General features: G+C 63.5%; 18 protein-coding genes and 1 tRNA gene. 6 read left to right on the top strand and 13 right to left on the bottom strand.

What is annotated here, in order from left to right; translation table 11 throughout:
- The 3 genes from AC07FD_RS03400 to AC07FD_RS03390 all read right to left on the bottom strand — a co-directional run bounded on the left by AC07FD_RS03400 (position 1) and on the right by AC07FD_RS03390 (position 2,015).
- Positions 1-480: a DUF2938 domain-containing protein gene (locus AC07FD_RS03400; RefSeq protein WP_478348649.1), complete on the bottom strand. Its 480-nt coding sequence runs from the start codon at positions 478-480 to the stop codon at positions 1-3.
- A gap of 71 nt (positions 481-551) precedes the next feature.
- Entirely contained in the window at positions 552-1,034 is a 483-nt protein-coding gene (locus AC07FD_RS03395) for a redoxin family protein (RefSeq protein WP_478348648.1), read from the bottom strand.
- 174 nt (positions 1,035-1,208) lie between these two features.
- Positions 1,209-2,015, bottom strand: a complete 807-nt coding sequence (locus tag AC07FD_RS03390) for a protein-disulfide reductase DsbD domain-containing protein (RefSeq protein WP_478348647.1) — start codon at positions 2,013-2,015, stop codon at positions 1,209-1,211.
- Positions 2,016-2,184: 169 nt separating this feature from the next.
- Between AC07FD_RS03390 and AC07FD_RS03385 the strand changes: the two genes are divergently transcribed.
- Complete coding sequence (locus tag AC07FD_RS03385) at positions 2,185-2,793, top strand: YqgE/AlgH family protein (RefSeq protein WP_091576862.1); 609 nt, start codon at positions 2,185-2,187, stop codon at positions 2,791-2,793.
- 154 nt (positions 2,794-2,947) lie between these two features.
- Here the strand turns inward: AC07FD_RS03385 and AC07FD_RS03380 are convergent, their stop codons facing one another.
- From AC07FD_RS03380 to thrC, 4 genes are read right to left on the bottom strand one after another with little or no spacing between them, the layout of a single operon-like run.
- The gene (locus tag AC07FD_RS03380; RefSeq protein WP_478348646.1) at positions 2,948-5,836 is read right to left on the bottom strand and encodes an EAL domain-containing protein; all 2,889 of its coding nucleotides are present in this window, start codon (positions 5,834-5,836) and stop codon (positions 2,948-2,950) included.
- A 2-nt stretch (positions 5,837-5,838) separates the two neighbouring features.
- Positions 5,839-6,435, bottom strand: a complete 597-nt coding sequence (locus tag AC07FD_RS03375) for a GNAT family N-acetyltransferase (RefSeq protein ID WP_095091947.1) — start codon at positions 6,433-6,435, stop codon at positions 5,839-5,841.
- 15 nt (positions 6,436-6,450) lie between these two features.
- Entirely contained in the window at positions 6,451-7,743 is a 1,293-nt protein-coding gene (locus AC07FD_RS03370; RefSeq protein WP_095091948.1) for a M16 family metallopeptidase, read from the bottom strand.
- A gap of 14 nt (positions 7,744-7,757) precedes the next feature.
- On the bottom strand, positions 7,758-9,155 hold the full coding sequence (thrC, locus tag AC07FD_RS03365) for a threonine synthase (RefSeq protein WP_478348645.1): 1,398 nt from the start codon (positions 9,153-9,155) through the stop codon (positions 7,758-7,760).
- Positions 9,156-9,282: 127 nt separating this feature from the next.
- Here thrC and AC07FD_RS03360 point away from each other — a divergent pair, with 127 nt between their 5' ends.
- Positions 9,283-10,017 carry a hypothetical protein gene (locus AC07FD_RS03360; RefSeq protein ID WP_478348644.1) on the top strand — a complete coding sequence of 245 codons (735 nt, stop codon included), beginning with the start codon at positions 9,283-9,285 and terminating at the stop codon, positions 10,015-10,017.
- 23 nt (positions 10,018-10,040) lie between these two features.
- Here AC07FD_RS03360 and AC07FD_RS03355 read toward each other — a convergent pair whose 3' ends face one another.
- Entirely contained in the window at positions 10,041-10,730 is a 690-nt protein-coding gene (locus tag AC07FD_RS03355; protein ID WP_478348643.1) for an HAD family hydrolase, read from the bottom strand.
- Positions 10,731-10,903: 173 nt separating this feature from the next.
- Here AC07FD_RS03355 and AC07FD_RS03350 point away from each other — a divergent pair, with 173 nt between their 5' ends.
- A complete protein-coding gene (locus AC07FD_RS03350; RefSeq protein ID WP_478348642.1) occupies positions 10,904-12,037 on the top strand; it encodes a DNA methyltransferase in 1,134 nt (377 codons plus the stop codon).
- Positions 12,038-12,103: 66 nt separating this feature from the next.
- On the opposite strand, the gene AC07FD_RS03345 is transcribed toward AC07FD_RS03350, so the two are convergent.
- Together AC07FD_RS03345 and mutY are read right to left on the bottom strand one after the other, a co-directional pair.
- Positions 12,104-12,715, bottom strand: coding sequence for an HAD family hydrolase (locus AC07FD_RS03345; protein ID WP_478348641.1), 612 nt, complete (start codon positions 12,713-12,715; stop codon positions 12,104-12,106).
- Entirely contained in the window at positions 12,708-13,841 is a 1,134-nt protein-coding gene (gene mutY / locus AC07FD_RS03340; protein WP_478348640.1) for an A/G-specific adenine glycosylase, read from the bottom strand. Before mutY ends, AC07FD_RS03345 begins: the two co-directional genes overlap by 8 nt.
- Positions 13,842-13,889: 48 nt before the next feature.
- On the opposite strand from mutY, the gene AC07FD_RS03335 reads away from it, so the two are divergent.
- The 3 genes from AC07FD_RS03335 (at position 13,890) to smc (ending at position 18,852) form a co-directional block, all read left to right on the top strand.
- On the top strand, positions 13,890-14,390 hold the full coding sequence (locus AC07FD_RS03335; protein WP_478348639.1) for a DUF721 domain-containing protein: 501 nt from the start codon (positions 13,890-13,892) through the stop codon (positions 14,388-14,390).
- A gap of 142 nt (positions 14,391-14,532) precedes the next feature.
- On the top strand, positions 14,533-15,276 hold the full coding sequence (locus AC07FD_RS03330; RefSeq protein ID WP_095091955.1) for a DsbA family protein: 744 nt from the start codon (positions 14,533-14,535) through the stop codon (positions 15,274-15,276).
- Between the two features lie 117 nt (positions 15,277-15,393).
- Positions 15,394-18,852 carry a chromosome segregation protein SMC gene (smc, locus tag AC07FD_RS03325; protein WP_478348638.1) on the top strand — a complete coding sequence of 1,153 codons (3,459 nt, stop codon included), beginning with the start codon at positions 15,394-15,396 and terminating at the stop codon, positions 18,850-18,852.
- 127 nt (positions 18,853-18,979) lie between these two features.
- Here smc and AC07FD_RS03320 read toward each other — a convergent pair whose 3' ends face one another.
- The 3 genes from AC07FD_RS03320 to AC07FD_RS03310 all read right to left on the bottom strand — a co-directional run bounded on the left by AC07FD_RS03320 (position 18,980) and on the right by AC07FD_RS03310 (position 21,829).
- Complete coding sequence (locus AC07FD_RS03320; RefSeq protein WP_478348637.1) at positions 18,980-21,070, bottom strand: O-antigen ligase family protein; 2,091 nt, start codon at positions 21,068-21,070, stop codon at positions 18,980-18,982.
- A gap of 212 nt (positions 21,071-21,282) precedes the next feature.
- Positions 21,283-21,357: transfer RNA gene (locus AC07FD_RS03315), tRNA-Gln, on the bottom strand.
- Between the two features lie 127 nt (positions 21,358-21,484).
- Entirely contained in the window at positions 21,485-21,829 is a 345-nt protein-coding gene (locus AC07FD_RS03310) for a VOC family protein (RefSeq protein WP_478348636.1), read from the bottom strand.
- Between the last annotated feature and the right edge of the window lie 186 nt (positions 21,830-22,015).

The following is a 22,015-nucleotide window of genomic DNA, read 5'->3' as shown; positions in this document are numbered from 1 at the left end:
TCAGCGGATCAGCAACGCCGTGCCGTAAAGCCCGAGCGCGAACACCGTGTGCGACACCAGGTTGAGGGCGCGGATCCGCATCGGGTTGGGCCGTTTCGAGGCGGCCCAACCGGCACCCATGCCAGGCGCCAGCAGGAACCAGCCGGCACCGACGGTGACGATGCCGAGGATGAAGGCCGGCAGGAAGGTCGGCGCCGCCAGCCATGCCGTTCCCGCCAGCGCGACCAGGATGATGCCGTAGACGATGCCGACAAGATAATGAAAGGCCCAGCCCAGCGACACTTCCTGCGCGTACGGCTTTGCATCGCCGATATCGTCGTGGAAGACCTTGCCTTCCCTGAGATGCCACACCCAGCGGCCGACCAGGCCCCAGTTCGGTCGTGGCTGGGCAAACACCGTGTTCAGGAAAATCGCCCAGATATCCATCAGCGCCGTGGCGCCGATACCGATCGCGATACTGCGCCAGAAGATGTCAGACATCGTCGCGGTCCCCCCAAAGCTGTCGGGCGAGGCGACCTTGCGGTCCCTGGCCCGACGCTGTCGCCGATATTTTAGAGCTGTCCCAGAATATGAGCCGCGCCGGACTCGTCGACGCCGGGCTTGGTCTCGACGTTGAGCGCGGTGACCTTGCCGTCATCGACGATCATCGAAAACCGCTTCGAGCGCAGTCCCATGCCGGCTGCGGAAAGGTCGTTGTCGAGGCCGACCGCCTTGGCGAAGTCACCGCTGCCGTCGGCGAGGAACAGGATCTTGCCTTCCCCGCCTGTGAAGCGCGCCCAGGCGCCCATGACGTGGACGTCGTTGACCGAAACGACGGCGATGGTATCGACGCCGCGTGCCAGGATGGCGTCATGGTTCTCGAGATAGCCGGGCAAATGGTTGTTGCTGCAGGTCGGCGTGAAGGCGCCCGGAACACCGAAAAGCACAACCTTCTTGCCTGTGAAAATCTCAGCCGACGTGATCGGCTTCGCGCCGTCGGCGGTCATCGTCTTGAAGGTCACATCAGGCAGCTTGTCGCCAACGGAAAGGGTCATGAGTTCCTCGTCTGGGAAAATGGGGGAGGTCGTGTGATTGCGTAGCGAACTCGACGGCCCTCTGCAACCGTCAAGGAGCGGCATCAGTCCATGTCGCCCAAAAGTGCGCAGCGGTTTTGGGACTAAGAGAGGATTTTGAAGCGCGTCGCATGAATCCGTTCAATGCGACGCGCTTTAGGGAAATGGCAGAAGCCCTTCGACGGCGCCGGTCGAACTCGTCAGCGTATAATGAAGCCCGCCATCCGTCGGCGTTGTCGACGGGCGGTCGAGGATCGGCACGGTGAAGATCAGCTTGCCGTCCTTTTCGCTGCGGGCAGGAGTGCCGAACATGTAGTCCCGCTCGCCGGCGACAAAGAAATCCGCCGCCTCCGGATCGCCGGGAAAGCTCGCCTCGACAACCAGCGTCTCGTGGTCGCCCGGCAGCACGTTGATGCCGAAATCGGAGCTTGCGGGTGTGGGCAACGCCGCGAAGCTCGCCTTCACCAGCGCCGTGTCTTCGGCATTGTCCGGATCGGAGCCGGGGTCGACGGTCAGCCGCGTCTGCACCGGAATGCAGATCGTTTCGCAAATGCCGAGAAAGATGTCGGCGTCGATGACGGCTGGATCTTTGGCCGCCGACAGGGTGAAGACGACCGGCAGCGAAACCGGATAGTCGTAGCCTGCCCATTTGCCATAGCCTTCGTCATGACGCTGCGGCGCCGGGAAGGAAAGCTGGGCGTCGGCGATATTCGTGCTGGCTGAAATGTCGAGCTGCGGCGGCACGCCCGCGTCGCCCGGGTCACGCCAGTAGGTCTTCCAGCCGGGCTTGAGCGCTATGTCGAGAACGCCCTGGATGCGGCCGGCGGCATCGGCCTTGCCGCTGGTCACCAGCCGGACCTTGCCGCCTTCGCTGTTGTACCACGACGATGATGAAGCGGCGGCGGGAAGAACGGTTGCCGATCCGATGGCGGCGCCGAGCAGCAGGATTTTCAAGCTTTGCATGGCGGTGATTTGATCGTCCGTTCGTGGCCGCGCAATGTTTTCATGACCTTGCCGGTATCATATTTGCGTGACCTCGAGGGAAGAATGCTCTGCCTGGTCACATAGGCTTTGGTCGAATCCCGCACGGTGCATCTTTTCGGCGCTTTGGAAACGCGTTACCTTTGCTGTCATGGACTTGTTGCGCCACAAGAAGACAGCCGCCAGCCGCGGTTTTCTCGACGATCAGTTCCTGATTGCCATGCCCGGCATGAAGGACGACCGTTTCACGCGCTCGGTCATCTACGTCTGCGCGCACAGCGATGAAGGCGCGATGGGCCTGATCATCAACCAGACACAGCAGATGCTGTTTCCGGATCTGCTCGTGCAACTGGGCATCATGAACGAACAGGAAGCGATCCGCCTGCCGGCGCAGGCCCGCGATTTCGTCGTGCGCAATGGCGGGCCCGTTGATCGCAGCCGCGGCTTTGTCCTGCATTCGGGCGACTACCGGGTGGAATCGTCGCTGACCGTTTCGGACGACATCTGCCTGACCGCGACCGTCGACATATTGCGCGCCATTTCGTCTGGCCGTGGACCCCGTCACGCGCTGATGGCGCTCGGCTATTCGGGCTGGGGCGCCGGCCAGTTGGAGACCGAGATCGCCGAGAATGGCTGGCTGACTTGCCCGGCCAACGCCGAGCTTCTGTTCGACACCGACATTGAGCGCAAGTACGACCGCATCCTCGCCTCAATCGGCATAGACCTCGCCCATCTCAGCCTCGCCGCCGGACACGCCTGAATCTTCATCCCAGAGCCTGTTTCGAAACTCGCTCTGGCGAGTCATATGGTGGTGGTTTCGAGAACCGGAGCGGGGCGGACTTTTGGGTCCATGAGCACCGGAAGCGCAGAAAACATCATCAGATGGCCGTCAGAGTAGAGCTTCCAACAGGCTCTCACGCCTGCGTCAGCGGATACTGCTCTTTCAGCGTCTTCAGCACCTGGTCGCCCGGCATCGGTGCGCCGAACATGAAGCTCTGCACATATTCGCAGCCCATCTGGCGCAACTCCAGCGCGTCGCGTTCGTCCGAAATACCCTCGGCGACCACGGACAGGCCGAGTTCATGCGCCATGTTGACCATGGATTTGAGCAGCACCGCGCGTTTGGGGGTGTTGTCGTCGACAAAGCTCTTGTCGATCTTGATCGTGTCGAAGGGAAAACGCGTCAGATAAGCCAGTGAGGAATAGCCGGTGCCGAAATCGTCAAGCGACAGGCCGATGCCGAGCTGTTTCAGCTTGGTCAGCACATGGGCCGTCTGCTCGGGATTATCCATCACCAGCGATTCGGTGAGCTCGAGCCGGAAGCAGCGCGGCTTCAGATTGGCGCGTGCGATGACCGAGCGGACATCGCTGACCAGGTCGCGGCGGATGAGCTGGCGGCTGGACAGGTTGACCGAGACCGACAGCGGCGCGTCGCCGATCTGCTTTTGCCATCCGGCAAGGTCCTCGGCCGCCTGCTGCATGGCGAACAGGCCGAGCTGCACGATCAGCCCGCAGCTTTCGGCGACCGGGATGAAATCCGCTGGCGGGATCATGCCGCGACGCGGATGGTCCCAGCGCAGCAAGGCCTCGAAGCCGGCGACGCTGCCATCCTCCAGCCGCACGATCGGCTGATAGGCGAGCGTGAATTCGCGCCGCTCGATGGCGCGGCGCAGGTCGGATTCGAACTGCAGCCTGTCGGTGCCGACGGTGCGGAAGGCCGGGCGGAACGGCTCGATCCTGTCGCCGCCGAAGCGCTTGGCCTGATGCATGGCAAGCTCGGCGTCCTTGACCATGTCCTCGGCCGACATCTGCGTCGAGTTCCAGGTGATCAGTCCGATCGATGCGGTCAGTACGATCTCGCGCTTGGCAAAGGTGATCGGGTTGTTGATGGCATGCTTGATGGCGTCGGCGACGGCGGCGATGCGGGACGGATCCTGCTCGGACAACAGCATCAGCGCGAACTGGTCGCCGGCAAAGCGCGACAGCGAATCCTTCGGCTTGAGCAGCCGGTGCAGCCGGCGCGCAATGGTCAAAAGGATGGTGTCGCCGGCCGAGATGCCGAGCCCGTCATTGACCTGCTTGAAACGGTCGATGTCGATGACGAAGACGGTTGGGCGTACTTTCTCCTCGGTGCGGGCGATCGAGATGACCGCTTCCAGCCGGTTCATCAACAGTTCGCGGTTCGGCAGCCCGGTCAAATTGTCGTGCACGGCATCGTGCAGCAGACGCTCCTCGGATTTCTTCTGCTCGGTGACGTCGACCATGGTGCCGACGCAGCGAATGACTTCGCCGTCCGACCCGATCACCGGCCGCGCGCGCAGCGAGAACCAGTGATAGTGGCCGTCGGCGCCGCGCAGGCGGAAGTTCTGCGACACCCGGCCGCGCCGGTGTTCCAGCACCACGTCGAGCGTCGTGCGGAAGGTGTCGCGGTCGTCGGCATGCAGCACCGGCAGCCAGTTGCGCGCGGCACCACCAAGGCTGTTTGGCGCCAGGCCGAGCTGGATGCTGACATCGGGCTTGGTGACGACGCGGTCGCGCAGCACGTCCCAGTCCCACACCGTATCGCCCGATCCGGCCACTGCCAGCGCCTGCCGCTCGAGGTCGGAGAACAGGCCCTGGTGCAGCGCGCCGCCGGCAAAGGCGTGCTGCATGACGGTGAAGCCGATCAGAAGGATGATCAGGATCAGTCCGCCACCCAATGCCGGCTGGGCGATGTCGTTGTCGAGCATGCCGGTGATCGCCATCCACGACCCACACAGCCACAACAGCACCATGACCCAACTGGGCACCAGCATGATGGCGCGGTCGTAGCCGCGTATGCCGAGGAAGATGATCAGGCCGAGCCCGGTCAGCGCGGTTGCGGCGAAGGACAGCCTGGCGATGCCGGCGGCGACCGCCGGATCGACGATGGCGACGCCGGCGATCAGCAGCAGTCCAAGGATCCAGACCAGCGCGCCATAGCTGAAATGGCCGTGCCATCGGTTGAGGTTGAGATAGGCGAACAGGAACACCACGAAGGTTCCCGCCAGTGCCACCTCCGTTCCCGCTCGCCACATCTGCTCGTTGCCGGGCGAGATCTCGATGATCTTGTTGAGGAAGCCGAAATCGACGCAGATATAGGCCAGCACCGCCCAGGCGAGCGCCGCGGTCGCCGGGAACATCGAGGTTCCCTTGACCACGAAAAGGATGGTCAGGAACAGCGCCAGCAGGCCGGCGATGCCGATGACGATGCCGCGAAACAGCGTGTAGGAATTGACCGAGTCCTTGTAGGATTCCGGGTCCCACAAATAGACCTGCGGCAGTTTCGGCGAAGCCAGTTCGGCGATGAAGGTGATCACCGTGCCCGGATTCAGCGTCACGCGGAACACGTCGGCGTCAGGGCTGGTCTGGCGGTCGAGAGCGAAGCCCTCGCTGGGCGTGATGGCGGCGATGCGGGTCGAGCCGAGATCGGGCCAGAAGATGCCGGAATTCACCAGCCGGAAATGCGGCGCGACGATCAGCCGGTCGAGCTGCTGGTCGGTGGTGTTGGCCAGCGCGAAGACCGCCCAGTCGCCGGTCGAGCGCGCATCATTGGCCTCGACCTCGATGCGCCGAACGATGCCGTCCGGTCCGGGAGCGGTCGACACCTGGAAATTCTCGCCCTGGTTCCGGTAGATCTCGACGGCGCCCGAAAGGTCCAGCGCGACGTCGTCGCGGGCAATCTTGATCGGTTCGACGGCGAAGGCCGACGTTGCCGCGCACAGCGTCAGGATTGTCGCGAGGACAAAGGCGAACAGCGGCCCGTTTCGCAGGAAATTCGTCAAAATCAGTCCTTCGTTCCAGCGCCCGGCGGATCGTCCGAGATACGGGCGTAGAGGTAGTGGTCCTGCCAGATGCCGTTGATCCTGAGATAGGATCGCAGAAGTCCTTCGCGCCGGAATCCGGCTTTTTCAAGCACGCGGATCGACCGGGCGTTGTCGGGAATACAGGCCGCTTCGATCCGGTGCAACCTCAGCGTATCGAAGGCGAAGCGCGTCACCACCTTGACCGCGTCGGTCATCAGGCCACGACCGCCAAAGCGCTCGCCGATCCAATAGCCGACATGGCCGCTTTGCGAGACACCATGGCGTATGTTGCCGAGCGTGATGCCGCCCGCCAGCTTGCCGCTGCTCTTTTCGAATATGAAGAAGGCGATTGCAGTTCCCTGCGCATAGTCTTCGCGGTAGCGGCTGATGCGCAGCCGCCAGGCGGTGCGGTCGAGTTCATCGGGAGTCCAGCGTGGCTCCCATGGTTCGAGAAAGGCACGGCTTTCGCCACGCACCGCCGCCCATTCGCGATAGTCATTCGTGAAGGGCACGCGCAGCATGACGTGGTCACCCTTCAGCGCCGGCAGGTCACGGCGAAAGAAAGGGAGCGCGAACACGACGCTTTGAGGGGCTTAGACGGCGAGCTTGCGGGTGGCGGTCTGCGTGCCCGCAAGCGAATCGAGGATCGCCTCGTATGGCGCCAGCGTACCCACAGGCCCGACAGCTGTAAGCGTCGGCTTGGTCGAGAACAGCCGCGACGACAGGTCGGTCAGCCGCTCGATCGTGAGCGCCGACAGCCGTTCCATCAGTTCCTCCTTGGCGATCGGCCGGCCGAACAGAAGCAGCTGCCGTGCGATCTGCGAGGCGCGGCTGGCCGGGCTTTCGGCGGACATGATCAGCCCGGCGCGATATTGTGCGCGCGCCCGGTCGAGCTCTTCCTGCAGGATCTTCTCGCCGGCCTTCTGCAGTTCGTCGATGATGACCGGCACCAGTTCGGCGATATCGCTCTGGCCGGTCGCGGCATGGACACCGAAGACGCCGGTGTCGGAAAAGCCCCAGTGGAAGGCATAGACCGAATAGCACAGGCCGCGCTTTTCGCGGACCTCCTGGAAAAGACGCGACGACATGCCGCCGCCGAGGATCATCGACAGCACCTGCGAGGCATAGAAGTCGCGCACATGATAGGCGCGGCCCTCGAAGCCCAGCACGATCTGCGCGTCCATCAGGTCGCGGTCCTCGCGGAAGTCGCCGCCGACATATTGCGCATATTGCGGGATGGTGCTGTCGGCCTTGCTGCGGAAGCCGCCGAGTTGTTTTTCGACCTCGCGCACGAAATTGTCGTGCTTGATGTCGCCGGCAGCGACGATCACCATGCGCTCGGCGCCATATTGCCGTTCGATGAAATCGTGCAGCTGCTTCGATGTGAAGGATTTGACGGTTTCCGGCGTGCCCAGGATAGAGCGGCCGATCGTCTGGTGGCGGAAGGCCGTCTCGGTGAAACGGTCGAAGACGATGTCGTCGGGCGTGTCGTGTGCTGCGCCGATCTCCTGCAGGATCACGTGCTGCTCGCGTTCGAGCTCCTGCGGGTCGAACTCGGACTCCTGCAGGATGTCGGCAAGAATGTCGACGGCCAGCGGCACGTCGTCGGAGAGCACCCTGGCATAGTAGGAGGTGGTCTCGACGCTGGTGGCGGCGTTGATCTCGCCGCCGACGTCCTCGATCTCCGAGGCGATTTCGAAGGCGCTTCGCCTTTTCGTGCCCTTGAACGCCATGTGCTCGAGCAGATGGGCCATGCCATGCTCTTCGTCACGTTCATTGCGGGCGCCTGACTTGACCCAGGCACCAAGGGCAACCGATTCGATGCTTTGAAGGGTTTCGGTGGCGACTGTCAGGCCGTTCGACAGACGGCTTACCTCAACACCCATATGGCTACTACTCCCTAACGCGCCGCCCGCGCGCGGCGGTCGACGTAATCTTCCACCATTTTTAGGTCGGATGGAAGTACCGTGTATTTTTCCTCCGATGTCATCAACCCACCTAGCCATGCGGGCAGTGCGGGCAAGACGCCGCTGGCGGCTTCGACGGCGGCCGGGAACTTTGCCGGATGGGCGGTGCCAAGCACCACCATCGGCACCGCGCCTGAAGCCTTGCCCGCCGCGACATGCACGGCTGCCGCAGTGTGCGGATCGAGCAGGTAGTTGCTGCCGGCTAGTGTCGAACGGATGGTGGCGGCGACCTCGTCCATGGTCGCTCGGCCGGCATCGAATTCGGACTGCATCCCAGCGATTTGCTGGGTTTCGATGGTGAAAGCGCCGGACTGCTTGAGACTGTCCATGTAGCGCCGCACGGTCGCCGCGTCACGGTCGGAGGCCTCGAATAGCAAGCGTTCGAAATTCGACGACACCTGGATGTCCATTGACGGCGAAGTGGTCGCAAAGACGCCTTTGGTGCGGTATTCGCCGGTTGCGAAAGTACGCGCCAGGATGTCGTTGTCGTTGGTGGCGATGATCAGCCGCTCGATCGGCAGGCCCATCTTCTTGGCGGCATAGCCGGCGAAGATATCGCCGAAATTGCCGGTGGGCACAGTGAAGGAGACTGGCCTGTCCGGCGCGCCCAGCGACAGCGCCGAGGAGAAATAATAGACGATCTGGGCCATGATGCGGGCCCAGTTGATCGAATTGACGCCCGAAAGCGCAACCCGGTCGCGAAAGCCGTGATCGTTGAACATGTCCTTGAGCAAGCCCTGGCAATCGTCGAAATTGCCTTCGATGGCCAGCGCATGAACATTTTGCGCGGTCGACGTCGTCATCTGCCGCTGCTGCACCGGCGAGACGCGGCCATGCGGGAAAAGGATGAAGATGTCGGTGCGGCTGCGTCCGGCAAAGGCATCGATGGCGGCGCCGCCGGTATCGCCCGAGGTGGCGCCGACGATGGTGGCGTGCTGGTCGCGTTCGGCAAGCACATGATCCATCAGCCGGGCCAGAAGCTGCATCGCCACGTCCTTGAAGGCGAGCGTCGGCCCGTGGAAGAGTTCCAGGATGAAAGTGTTGGGGCCGGTCTGCACCAGCGGGCAGACGGCCTCGTGGCGGAAGGTGGCATAGGCTTCGCGGACCAGGCGCTCGAAGACGGGCGCCGGGATCTCGTCGCCAAGGAAGGGCGACAGCACGCGGATCGCAAGATCGGGATAGGCAAGGCCGCGCATGGCGCGGATATCGACAGCGGAAAACTGCGGCCACTCGCGCGGCACGTAGAGCCCGCCGTCGCGCGCCAGGCCAGCCAGCACGGCGTCCGAAAATCCAAGCACGGGCGCTTCCCCGCGGGTACTCACATAGTGCATGTCACAAATCCGTTACCGCTGGGTTTTCCGTTCACCACAAGGTGGTTAATTTCTGCGCTGGCTCAGTCGCATTTTTGCCGCGCGGTTGATATACGTCACCAGCTTTGCGAGAGGGAAGTGCAGTTTCATGGCGTTTCGTACATTCAGTGGCCGCTTTTTGGCGGGTCTTGTGCTCACCGGCTTTATGCTCGCCGCCGCCGGCTGCCAATCGGGCGACAATGGCATCCTGAACCTCGGTTTCGGCAAGAAGGATCCGACAGCGCCGCCGCCGCCACAGGATCCCAAGGTCCTGGCCAGCCAGTTGCAGGCCTATTGTCCCAGAGTGACGGTGCGCGACGGCACGGCCTTCTTCAACACCTATGCCAAGGGCGCCCAGAAGCCCAAGCCGAAGTCCGTGCGCAAGCCGAGGAACCAGGCTGAAGCCGAGCAGCAGGCGCAGGAGGCGCAGGCCGCGGCCGACGCGGCTGCGACCGCGCCGGATGAGTCTGCCAACATCATCTACCAGGCGTCGATCAGCGACGTGACCCGTGATTGCGTGCGCGCCAACGGGCAGTTGACGATGAAGATCGCGGTCGCCGGCAAGGTTGTGCCCGGACCGAAATTTTCTCCCGGCACCATCACCATGCCGATCCGTGTCGCAGTGATGCATGGCACGGATGTTCTCTACTCGCAGATCCATCCGTATCAGATCCAGGTCACCGACCCTTCGGTCGCGACGCAGTTTGTCTTCACGGATTCCAATGTCGTCGTTCCCGAGCCGTCGGCGCAGGACTATCAGGCCTTTGCCGGCTATGATGAAACCGCGCCGAAGGCAACGACGGACAAGCCGAAGAAGAGGAAGAAGGCTGTCGCCACGAACTAGTCTCGCGTCGCGACGCACGTCTCTCAGGCGTCCGCCGACCACTCCGACAGCGCGGCGATCACGCTTTTCAGCTCCGCCCAGCGGCGGATGACCGTCTCGGCGCCGGCTTCCGTCAAGGCGTCGGCATGACCGGGATAGCTGTGGCCTGCGCCGGTGAAGCCGATCACGCGCATGCCGGCCGTTCGCGCGCCGTGGACGCCATGCACGGAATCCTCGATGACGAATGTGTTCGCCGGGTTGGCGTTGAGTTTCTCCGCCGCGAACAGGAACACGTCGGGCGCCGGTTTGGTCTTCTTGCTTGGTATCTCCAGGGCCGAGAAGATCCGGCCGGTGAAAAACGGCAGCAGGTTCACTTTCTCCAGCATGAATTCGATCCGCTCGGAGCGCGAGTTCGAGCAGACGCAGTGCGGCACGGTAACCGCGGCGACCGCCTCGCGCGCGCCGTCGATGGCGCGGACGTCGCTGCGCAATTTGCGATCGACGAGGTCTTCGGCGCGGTCGATCAGCGAGGCCTGGAACGGGATGCTGGATTTCTCCTCGACCCGCATCATGATGTCCTTGAACGTCAGTCCGGCGTAGGTCTCGGCGAGTTCCTCAGCCGATATTTCGTAGCCGGCCAAGGTCAGCAGTTCCGCCTCGACCCGCGCGGCGACGATTTCTGAATCGACGAGGACGCCGTCGCAATCGAATATGACAAGGTCTGGCTGGGGCATGGTGATCCGGACAATGGGAGGATGAAGGGCCTCGGAAGGCTCAGGCGGCGCGGCATACACCAACAGGGCCGCCTTCGCAAATTTGGAGATCCGCGGTGGCCTTCACCGAATATTTACGCTGATCGGTAACCATAACAGAGAGTAAAACTGTAACGCGTGCCTCGGGTGTCAGAATGTCTGCCGTGCGTCTTCTCGACGAGCTATCCCACGCCCCCCAGCAATCCGAATGGCTGGACACGATCCTCAAGGGTGACTGCGTTGCCGCGCTCGATCGGCTGCCGGAAAAGTCGATCGACGTCATTTTCGCCGATCCGCCCTACAATCTTCAGCTCGATGGTGACCTGCACCGGCCCGACCAGTCGAAGGTCGATGCCGTCGACGACGATTGGGACCAGTTCGAGAGCTTCGAGGCCTACGACGCCTTCACCCGCGCCTGGCTGCTGGCGGCGCGGCGGGTGCTGAAGCCCAATGGCACCATCTGGGTCATCGGCTCCTATCACAACATCTTCCGGGTCGGCGCCAAGATGCAGGACCTGGGCTTCTGGATCCTCAACGACGTCGTCTGGCGCAAGACCAATCCGATGCCGAATTTCCGTGGCCGCCGTTTCCAGAATGCGCATGAGACGATGATCTGGGCGTCGCGTGACCAGAAGGGCAAGGGCTACACCTTCAACTACGAAGCCATGAAGGCCTCGAACGACGACATCCAGATGCGCTCTGACTGGCTGTTTCCGATCTGCACCGGCGGCGAGCGGCTGAAGAACGACAATGGCGACAAGCTGCATCCGACGCAGAAGCCGGAAGCGCTGCTCGCGCGCATCATGATGGCCTCGACCAAACCCGGCGACATCGTGCTCGACCCCTTCTTTGGCTCAGGCACCACCGGCGCAGTGGCCAAAAGGCTTGGCCGCCATTTCGTCGGCATCGAGCGGGAGCAGGCCTATATCGATGCCGCCAACGAGCGCATCGACGCGGTGCGGCCGCTGGACGGCGCCGACCTGACCGTGCTCACCGGCAAGCGCGCCGAGCCGCGCGTTGCCTTCGTCAGCCTCATCGACACCGGGCTGGTGACTCCAGGTGCCACGCTCTACGACGCCAAGAAGCGCTGGGCGGCCAAGGTGCGCGCCGACGGCACCGTGGCGATCGGCGACAGCGCCGGCTCGATCCACAAGATCGGCGCCGAAGTGCAGGGCCTGGATGCCTGCAACGGCTGGACCTTCTGGCACTATGAGCGCAGCGGCGGCCTGACCCCGATCGACGAGCTTCGCCGCATTGCCCGGCTCGGCATGGAGCGGGCAGGGGCCTGAACCCCTGCCAATTGCCACCATTGTCGCTGACTCAAGGTATCAACGGATCGCCGGAAGCGATTCAAATCACGCCATGATTCCGAGGCGTTCAAGGTCTGCCTGAAGCGTCTTGGCATCGGTGAACAGCACCGCTTGCCAGCCGGCCGCCTTGGCGCCGTCGACGTTCTTCTGGCTGTCGTCGATGAACAGCGTGGCCGATGGCTCGAGCCCGAACGCGGTGACGTGATGATCGTAGATGCCGCGATCCGGCTTGATCATCCCGACTTCGCCGGAGATGGTGACGCCGCGCGGCCGTTCGAGAAAATCGAAGCGTTTGCGCGCCTCGGTCAGTGTGTCGGTGGCGAAATTGGTCAGCATGGTCACGTCGTGGCCGCTCTCGATCAGGCCGACCATGATGGCGACGCTGTCGTCATAGGCGTGCGGCACCATATCGTGCCAGTGACGGCGGAAATTGCGGATGTTTTCCGCGTGATCGGGATGCTCCGCGATCAGCAGCGCCTCGGCCTCTTGCCATGTCCGGCCGCGATCCTGCTCGATGTTCCAGTCATGCGTGCAGACATTGTCGAAGAACCACTTTCTCTCTTCGGCATCCGGAATGAGGCGGCTGAACGGGATATTCGGATCGTAGTGGATCAGCACTCTGCCGATGTCGAAAACGATGTGGCGGATTTCAGTCATGGGGCCTCTTTGCACTGGGTGGCGACGGTTTTTTCGTCGCGCCGGGTATCGCAGCCTCGATTGCCTTTTTCATGACAGTGGGCAGCGCTTCGCCTGAAATGTCTGATGGCAGCGACCAGAAATGGCCGGCCGGCGTCTCGCCGTTCGTGTGGGCGAGGAACACGTCGAGCTCGAGCGCGAAATGGGTGAAGACATGGGCGATCCGTCTCGTGGGCTTCCAGTTGCCGGGAAAGGGTGCGGCCGCTTGCGTGGTGGCGCCATCGAACCGCGCTGTCCAGGCGGTCGTCGGCACTTCGGTCATGCCGCCAAGGAGGCCTTTCTCCGCCCGTTTGCGCAACAGAATGGCACCGTCGCCGCGCACGGCGACGAAGGCCGCGCCGCGCCGCAGCGGCTTGTCGGCCTTGGGCAGCCGCACCGGGAAATGTTCGGGGTCACCTGAACCGACCGCGCTGCAATCTTCGCGCAGCGGGCACAGCATGCAGCGCGGCCGGCGTGGCGTGCAGATCGTGGCGCCGAGATCCATCATCGCCTGGGCGAAGTCGCCCGGCCTTGTCCCTGGCACCATGCGCTCGACATGGGCGCGTATCTCGGCCTTGGCTTCGCTCAGCGGCGTCGTGATCGAAAACAGCCGGGAGATGACGCGTTCGACGTTGCCGTCGACAACGGCGGCGGGGCGATCGAAGGCGATCGCCATGATCGCCGCCGATGTGTAGGCGCCGATGCCGGGCAGTTGCCTAAGGCCGGCTTCCGTGTCGGGAAACCGGCCGCCGCGCTGGGCCACCAGGTCGGCACAGGCCTTGAGATTGCGCGCGCGCGAATAGTAGCCGAGCCCGGCCCAGGCCTTCATCACGTCCTCGGTCGGTGTGGCGGCAAGCGCCTCGACATCAGGCCACTTCTCGACGAATACGCGAAAATAGGCCTTCACCGCTTCAACGGTGGTTTGTTGCAGCATGACTTCGGACAGCCAGATGCGGTAGGGCTCAGGCCGTATTCCGCGCGCGTGCTCACGCGGCGTGATGCGCCACGGCAACTCGCGATGATGCACATCGTACCAGCCGAGCAGGCGGGACGCGATGTCGTCACCAACTCTGGATGCGGTCTTGCGGGTCAGGTCTGCTGGTGCCATTGATCGAGAATTGGCCTTGGCCGATGCTGGGGAGGCTGGAGAACGTACATGGCAGGGAGAACGCCTTACAGCAATCCCGTCCCGGTCAGCGATCTTGCGACCAAAATCCTCGACCCGGTACTGCGCAAGCGGGCCGGCATTTCGATCGGCCTCGTCCAGTCGTGGGAAGAGATCGCCGGGCCACGCCTTGCCAGCCGCTCGCGTCCCGAAAAAATCCAGTGGCCGCGCCGCGTGCATGAAGACGATCCGTTCGAACCGGCGGTGCTGGTCATCGCCTGCGAAGGCATGGCGGCGCTGCATCTGCAGCACGAGACCGGCGAGATCATCAACCGGGTCAACGCCTTCCTCGGTTTCACCGCCATCAGCCGGATCAGGATCCTGCAGAAGCCGGTGACAGCGGACCAAGGAAAGCGCAAACCGACCTTCAGGCCTCTGACCGCGGCCGAGAAGACGAAACTGTCCTCGACCGTCGGCCTGGTCGACGATGATGGGCTGCGCGCCTCGCTGGAAAGGCTCGGCGCCACCATTCTGGGCGAAAGGAAGTCATAGATTTGTCGTCAATATCTCGCATTCGTGATCGCCCCTGTCAGGTTTGGCGATTGGATTGGGGATGGAGATGCCTTAATTCGCGCCAACTCTCGCCTTTTCGTGCCTTTGCATTGCAAAATCCAACTCTTGTCAGGTGATTCGTATGAACCGTCCCCCGTTTGGCCAAAGCTTGTCTCGCAGAAACGTCCTGACTTCGCTGGCCGCCATTCCGGCGGTCGCCCTGCTCGCCGCCTGCAGCGACTCTGACGAGCAAGCCAAGGCGGCGGATGTAAAGCCCGCGGACCCGGCCGCGCCTGCGAAGCCGGCCACGCCGGCCGCCGCGACTGCACCGGAAGCCCAGGGCACCGTGGATATGGCGGAACTGCTGAAGCCGGGTGCGCTGCCCGACAAGCAGCTTGGCAAGGACGACGCCAAGGTCACCATCGTCGAATACGCCTCGATGACTTGCCCGCATTGCGCGCATTTCGCCGAGACCACTTTTCCGGACCTGAAGACCAAGTACATCGACACCGGCAAGGCCCGCTACATCCTGCGCGAATTCCCGTTCGATCCAAGCGCTGAAGCCGGATTCATGCTGGCGCGTTGCGCCAAGGATAACTATTTCCCGATGGTGGACGTGCTGTTCAGGCAGCAGGCGAACTGGGTTGGAGTGCCCAATACCAAGGATGCGCTGCTGCAGATATCCAAGCTGGCCGGTTTTACACAGGAGTCCTTCGAGGCGTGCTTGACGGACCAGAAACTTCTGGACGATGTGAGATCGGTCCAAAAGCGCGGCGCCAATGAATTCAAGGTCGACTCGACACCGACCTTCTTCATCAACGGTAAGACCTACAAGGGGGCGATGTCGATTGCGGAAATGTCGGCCATCATCGACCCTCTGCTCTGACGCTCAGGCAGCGTCGAAGCGGCCGCGCCCGGCGCTGGTTGCCCATTTGCCTTGCCGTGGATTCTCCTCGCAAAACCGCGGCACATCTTTGCTGGATCCGCTTAGTGGGCGGCGCGAATGAAGTTTTCGCGCCTTCGCCTCCTTGGTTTCAAGTCCTTCGTCGAGCCCGGCGAGTTCGTCATCGAGCGCGGCCTGACGGGCATTGTCGGGCCGAATGGCTGCGGCAAGTCGAACCTGGTCGAGGCGCTGCGCTGGGTGATGGGCGAAAGCTCCTACAAGAACATGCGCGCGTCCGGCATGGACGACGTCATCTTTTCCGGCTCGGGCACGCGCCCTGCACGCAACACCGCCGAAGTCACGCTTTTCCTCGACAACAGCGACCGCAGTGCGCCTGCGGCCTTCAACGATGCCGATGAGTTGCAGGTGTCGCGCCGCATCGAGCGCGAGGCGGGCTCGCTCTATCGCATCAACGGCAAGGAAGCGCGCGCAAAAGATGTGCAGCTTCTGTTCGCCGACCAGTCGACCGGCGCGCGCTCGCCGTCGATGGTCGGACAGGGCCGTATCGGCGAACTGATCCAGGCCAAGCCGCAGGCGCGCCGCGCCTTGCTGGAAGAGGCAGCCGGCATTTCCGGCCTGCACACCCGTCGCCACGAGGCCGAGTTGCGGCTGAAGGCGGCCGAGCAGAACCTGGAGCGCCTGGACGACGTCGTCGGCGAGCTGGAAAGCCAGATCGAAAGCCTGAAGCGCCAGGCGCGCCAGGCGTCGCGCTTCAAGAACCTGTCGGCCGATATCCGCAAGGCCGAAGCGACGCTGCTGCATCTGCGCTGGACACTGGCCAAGACACAGGAAGGCGAGGCGCGCTCGGCGCTGGCTGTTGCCACCGCATTGGTCGGTGACCGCGCCGCAGCCCAGATGGCCGCCGCGAGGGAGCAAGGCATTGGCGCCCACCGCTTGCCGGAGCTGCGCGACGCGGAAGCCGCCGCTGCCGCCGCCTTCCAGCGCCTGTCGATCGCCAGGTCGCAGATCGAGGAGGAAGCCGGCCGCATCCGCGCCCGCCAGACCGAACTCGAGCGCCGGCTGCAGCAGCTCGACGGCGACATTGCGCGCGAGGAGCGCATGGTCCGCGACAATGCGGATATTCTTGAGCGACTTCGCACCGAAGAAGCCGCGCTCAATTCCGAAAATGCCGGTGCCGCCGAGCGCGAAGCCAGCACCCGCGCGGCTTTCGAACAGGCAGCATCGACGCTTTCGGCAAGCGAAGCCAAACTCGCCGCGCTGACCGCCGAGCGGGCCGAGGCTGCCGCCTCGCGCAACCAGATCGAACGGACGCTGCGCGACACCGCCGAGCGCCGCGACCGTTTCGGCCGTCAGCTTGCCGATGTCGACCGGGAACTGTCTGATATCCTCTCCAAGGTCGCCGGCCTGCCGGATCCGGCCGAGAAGCGCATGCTGGTCGAACAGGCGATGGCGCTGCTGGATGAGGCCGAGGCTGCCGTGGCGCAGGCCGAGCAATCGGTCATCGATGCCCGCGCCAGCGAAAGCGCTGCCCGGCCGCCGCTGCAGGATGCCAGAGCCGAGTTGGCACGCATCGAGACCGAAGCGCGCACGCTGGCCAAGATCCTGAATGCCGCCAGCGGCGATCTCTTCCCGGCCGTGCTGGAGCAGATCAGCGTCGAGCGTGGCTTCGAGACGGCGCTGGGTGCGGCCCTTGGCGAAGATCTCGACGTGCCGCTCGACCGCAGCGCATCGGTGCATTGGGGCGAAAGCGAGATCCAGCCCGGCGACGCGGCTCTGCCTGAAGGCGTCAGGAGCCTTGCCAGCGTCGTTCACGCGCCGGCACAGCTTGCCCGCCGCCTGGCGCAGATCGGTATCGTTGTATCCGGCGATGGCCGCCGGTTGCAGGCGCTTCTTGCTCCCGGCCAGCGGCTGGTCAGCCGCGAGGGCGCGCTTTGGCGCTGGGACGGCTTTACCGCCAGTGCCGACGCGCCGACCGCCGCCGCGCAACGGCTGGCGCAGAAGAACCGGCTGGCCGAACTCGATGCCGAAGCGGTGCAGGCGACGCTCGTCCTGCGTCAGGCCGAGGAGGCACTGGCCCAGGCCGAACAGGCGCTTCGCCTGGCGAGCGAGACCGAGCGCAACGCGCGCCAGGCTGGGCGTGACGCCCAGCATCGGCTGGACGCCGCCCGCAACGCGCTGGCCGAGGCTGAAAAGGCCGGCGGCGAATTGGCGAGCCGGCGCGCGGCCCTGGATGAGGCGCGCGCCCGTATCGTCGACAGCCATGAGGAGACTTCGGCGGCCTTCGCGGAGGCCGAAATGCTGCTGCAGGACGCGCCCGATCTCGGTGATTTGCAATTGCAGCTCGAACAGTCCGCGGCCAATGTCGCCCGCGATCGTGCCACGCTTGCCGATGCGCGTGCCGTGCATGAGGGACTGCGCCGCGAAGCCGAGGCGCGCACGCGCCGGCTCGATGCCATTGGCGCCGAGCGCAGCAACTGGCTGGAGCGGGCCGAGAACGCCTCGACGCAGATCGCATCGCTTGGCGAACGCAAGGCCGAGGCCGAGGCCGAACGCGAGCGGCTGGCCGATGCGCCCGATGAAATCGACGCCAAGCGGCGCGCCTTGCTGTCACAGCTGACGGAGGCCGAGACCTTGCGCAAGGCCGCCGCCGACCGTCTGCAGGAAGCGGAAAACCGGCAATCCGAAATGGACAAGGCGGCCACCGGCGCGATCCAGTCGCTGGCCGAGGCACGCGAGACCCGCGTCCGCGCCGAAGAGCGGCTGACCGCGGCCGACGAACGCCGGCTGGAGGTCGAGGCGCGCATCCAGGAAACGCTGAACACGCCGCCGCATCTGGTCATCCGCCATACCGGTCTGGAGGCCGACAGCCCGATGCCGGAGATGGCCGAGATCGAGCGCCAGCTCGACCGGCTGAAGATCGAGCGCGAACGGCTCGGCGCCGTCAATCTTCGTGCCGAGGAAGAGCAGAAGGAGCTTTCCGACCGGCTGGAGACGATCGTGTCGGAACGCGAGGACATCATCGAGGCGATCCGCAAGCTCAGGCAAGCGATCCAGAGCCTGAACCGCGAAGGCCGCGAGCGGTTGCTTGCCGCCTTCGACGTGGTCAACAGCCACTTCCAGCGGCTGTTCTCGCATCTGTTCGGCGGCGGCACGGCGGAATTGCAGCTGATCGAATCCGACGATCCGCTCGAGGCCGGGCTTGAAATCCTGGCCCGCCCGCCCGGCAAGAAGCCGCAGACCATGACGCTGCTGTCCGGTGGCGAGCAGGCGTTGACGGCGATGTCGCTGATCTTTGCCGTGTTTCTGACCAATCCGGCGCCGATCTGCGTGCTCGACGAAGTCGACGCACCGCTCGACGATCACAATGTCGAGCGTTTCTGCAATCTGATGGACGAGATGGCCGCTACCACCGAGACGCGTTTCGTCATCATCACCCACAACCCGATCACCATGGCGCGCATGAACCGGCTGTTCGGCGTCACGATGGCCGAGCAGGGCGTCAGCCAGCTCGTGTCGGTCGACCTGCAGGCCGCCGAAGCGATGCGCGAAGCAAGCTGAGCCGCCGCGCGACGCGCCGGCGATCTAAAGCGCGTCGCGTTGAAACGGATTCAGGCGCCGCGCTTCAAGTCTTTGTTTTTATGCATGTCGTTGCCCCAAGCTCGGGGCCGCTTTTGGGCGACATGCATCAAAAATAGGTTCTCGGCTCGACAAGGTTCTTCTGCTGGCGAAGATAGAAACAATAGAAGCCGAATGCGGCAGCGAGCCACATGAAGGCCTCGCCGATCGCCAGCCGGTTGTTCGAATTGCTGAGAACGGTGAGGGCGAAGAAGACCAGCGTTGAGATGTAGCAGGACCATACGGCCGGAGCGACAAGCTTGGCCCGCATGGCCAGAAGGACCTGCCTGGATGACCAGGTGTAGAGTAGGCCGAAGAACGCCAGTCCGACCACGCCATAGCGCACGGCTATCTCCAGATAGCCGTTGTGGAAGACGTTGAAGATCATGGGATGATAGGTTCTGTTCTGCCATTCGGTGAGCCAGCTGGAACTGGCTCCGAAGATCGGGTGGCGTTTCCAGACCTCGATCGCATCGGCCCACAGCATCAGCCGTTCCCTGGCCGCTAAGGGAACCGTATTGCTGGCGATGGCGCGGTCGAAGGCCGGGAGGACGCCATGGCTCAGGGCATCCGAAACCAGGTTCTTGACGAAGATCATGGTGTCGCCGGCGGTGGACCAGAAGATATTGTGCATGGCGAGAACGCTGGCAGCAACGATTGCCAGCACGCCGCCTCCGATCATCAGCTCGCGGCGATGGCCTCTCGCCAGCGTCATGACCGCCAGCAGGAGCAGGACGAGCGCGAGCGCAAGCCAGACGCCTTTCGACCGCAGCGCAATGATGTTGGCGAAGGCAAACAGCAGGACGGCGGTCGACAGTGCCCAGTGCAGGCTCCTGGTTACCTTGTTCAGGTCCGTTCTTTGGGCCGTGTATGCCATGAATTGCAGCGTGCAAAGGAAGATGAAACCAGCCGCCACCGACGCGTGAATGGGATTGTTGAAAAGCCACGGCTCCGGTCTGGTTCCGTGAAGGATGTCCGAATAGCCGGTGTCCGCCGCGAGGAAGACAAGACTGAGGATCATGAACCAGAGGACGAGCTGCCCAGGCTGCCTGACAAACAGCAAGAGGGCGAAGCCGGTCGTCGCATAAAACAGCGGAAACAGGTAGATGCCTTCGGCGGCACCCAGCTGGTGGGTGCCGAAATAGACGATCGCCAGCCTTATGAGGACATAAAGTGTCCAACCCAGGCAGAGACCGCCGGCCCATCCGATCAGTGGCTTGCTGTAGGTCCAAAGATCCCGTCTGAACCAGCGGATGACTGCGACAGCGGCGAGTGCCATCCCCGCGAAGCGGTAAGTGTCAGCCTCGCGCCAGACCGCGGAGGCCATCGCGAGAATGGCGAATGTCGCAAAGACCAGAAGCACGCTGTAGCGCGGCGCGTCGTCTCTGGCGTAGTCCGGGGTTTCCAGCGGCAGGGGTGGACGCAACAGGACGTGATGCAGGCGGCTTAGCAACTCCTTGGCCCGGAACGCCCCGGCGCTCAGCCGGCGCGGCCAGGGCAACCGCGCGAATTTGTAGCTGCCCGATGGGCCGGCTATGCCGGAGATCGCGCTGCTCCTGGCGAAGCCAAGCACGTTCTTGCGGACCGTATAGACCTTCAGGCCGGTATCCCAAAATCGTTCGATGGCGACGTCCCACGGCATTTTCATCACCGCGAGCGCCGACAACAACCCCTGCGCGCCCTCCCGCGTCACCAGATAGGCGGCGGCGGAGCCTTGCGGGCCATGCAGCGCGCGACCGATCTCGTCGCCCTCCGTCGTCTCGACGGCGCGCAGGAACAGGCTGATACGGTGGTTGGCCAGCTTGATGACGTCGAAATCCGGCACCGCGGCGATGATGGCCTCGATGCGCTTTGTGGTGTCTTCGCTGAAGAGGATGTCGTCCTCGACAATCAGGCCATAGGCGCCGCCACCGGCCAGGAACGTTTCCAGCGCGTGGATATGGCTGCGGTAACAGGCATATTCGCCGGGCAGAATGTCGCGCCCGCTCAACTTGCGCGCGGTTGGAAGATCGATCTCCGTCCAGTCCGCCCTGGCAAGCGCGCGGCCGTCGATGGCCGCAACGCGCTGCAAGGTCAGGCCGGCCGCTTCAGCGCTGGCGCGCAGTTCGCTCCAGCGACCGGTCTCGCGATCGAGGTTGATGGCGAAGATGGGAAGGTTCATTGAAGTTCCATTTTGACCGCCACCCGTCTTGGTGGAATCTTCGATGACCTTGTATGGAAAAGAGAGAGATGTTCAAGGCTATACTGTTGAGGCTATGTGCATGCTTTCGGACGGCCAGCTTGAAGAGATCGTCCGAGTTCGCGCGATCTTGGCCATTGGCCAATCGCTGCTGCCCTATCCGAGAGGGGGTGATGTTCCAGGATGGACCAGTATGGCTGGGGCGCCAGGATTCGAACCTGGGAATGTCGGTACCAAAAACCGATGCCTTACCACTTGGCGACGCCCCAATTGCCGTCAGAGTCGCTTGTGCGGCGCGTTCTTAGCAGAGCAGCCGAAAAGCACAATCCTTATGAGCGACGATCAGAACGCCCAAAATGGGCAGGCAACGCGGTTCTGCCAGATGACATGCGGTGGCTATTCAGACCACACCGCCATCTCGTTTCCGGCCGGATCGACAAAGTGGAAGCGCCGGCCGCCGGGGAACGGGAAGATCGGCTTGACGATCGTGCCGCCGGCGCTTTCGACAGCGTCGAGGGTCGCTTCCAGATCCCTGCTGTAGAGCACCGGCAACGGCTTGGCGGGCGCTTCCGCCGCGTCGGCCTGGAAGCCCCCGTCCAGCCCCTCGGCAAAGGCCGAATAGGTCGGTCCATAGTCGGTGAACGACCAGGCAAAGGCAGCGCTGTAGAAGGCCTTCAGCCGGTCCAGCGTTCCGCCGGTCGCCGGCATTTCCAGATAGTCGAGTTTTCCGGGCAGTTTCATGGAAGCACCTTTGTTCCTGTTATGTTCTACCCCAAAAGCCTCGGAATGGCAAGTCTTTTTGCCGCATCCTTGGACAGAGCTTTTGCTTAATCGATTGTAGCGGCCGGACAACTTTGCCGACGCCTTGCCTTTCGCACTGCAGCATCATATCGCTCCACAGTCGGACACGGTGGAACTTTCCGTTTC

It is taken from the genome of Mesorhizobium waitakense (genome assembly GCF_056431085.1).
This window is presented reverse-complemented; position numbering and strand designations above follow the sequence as displayed.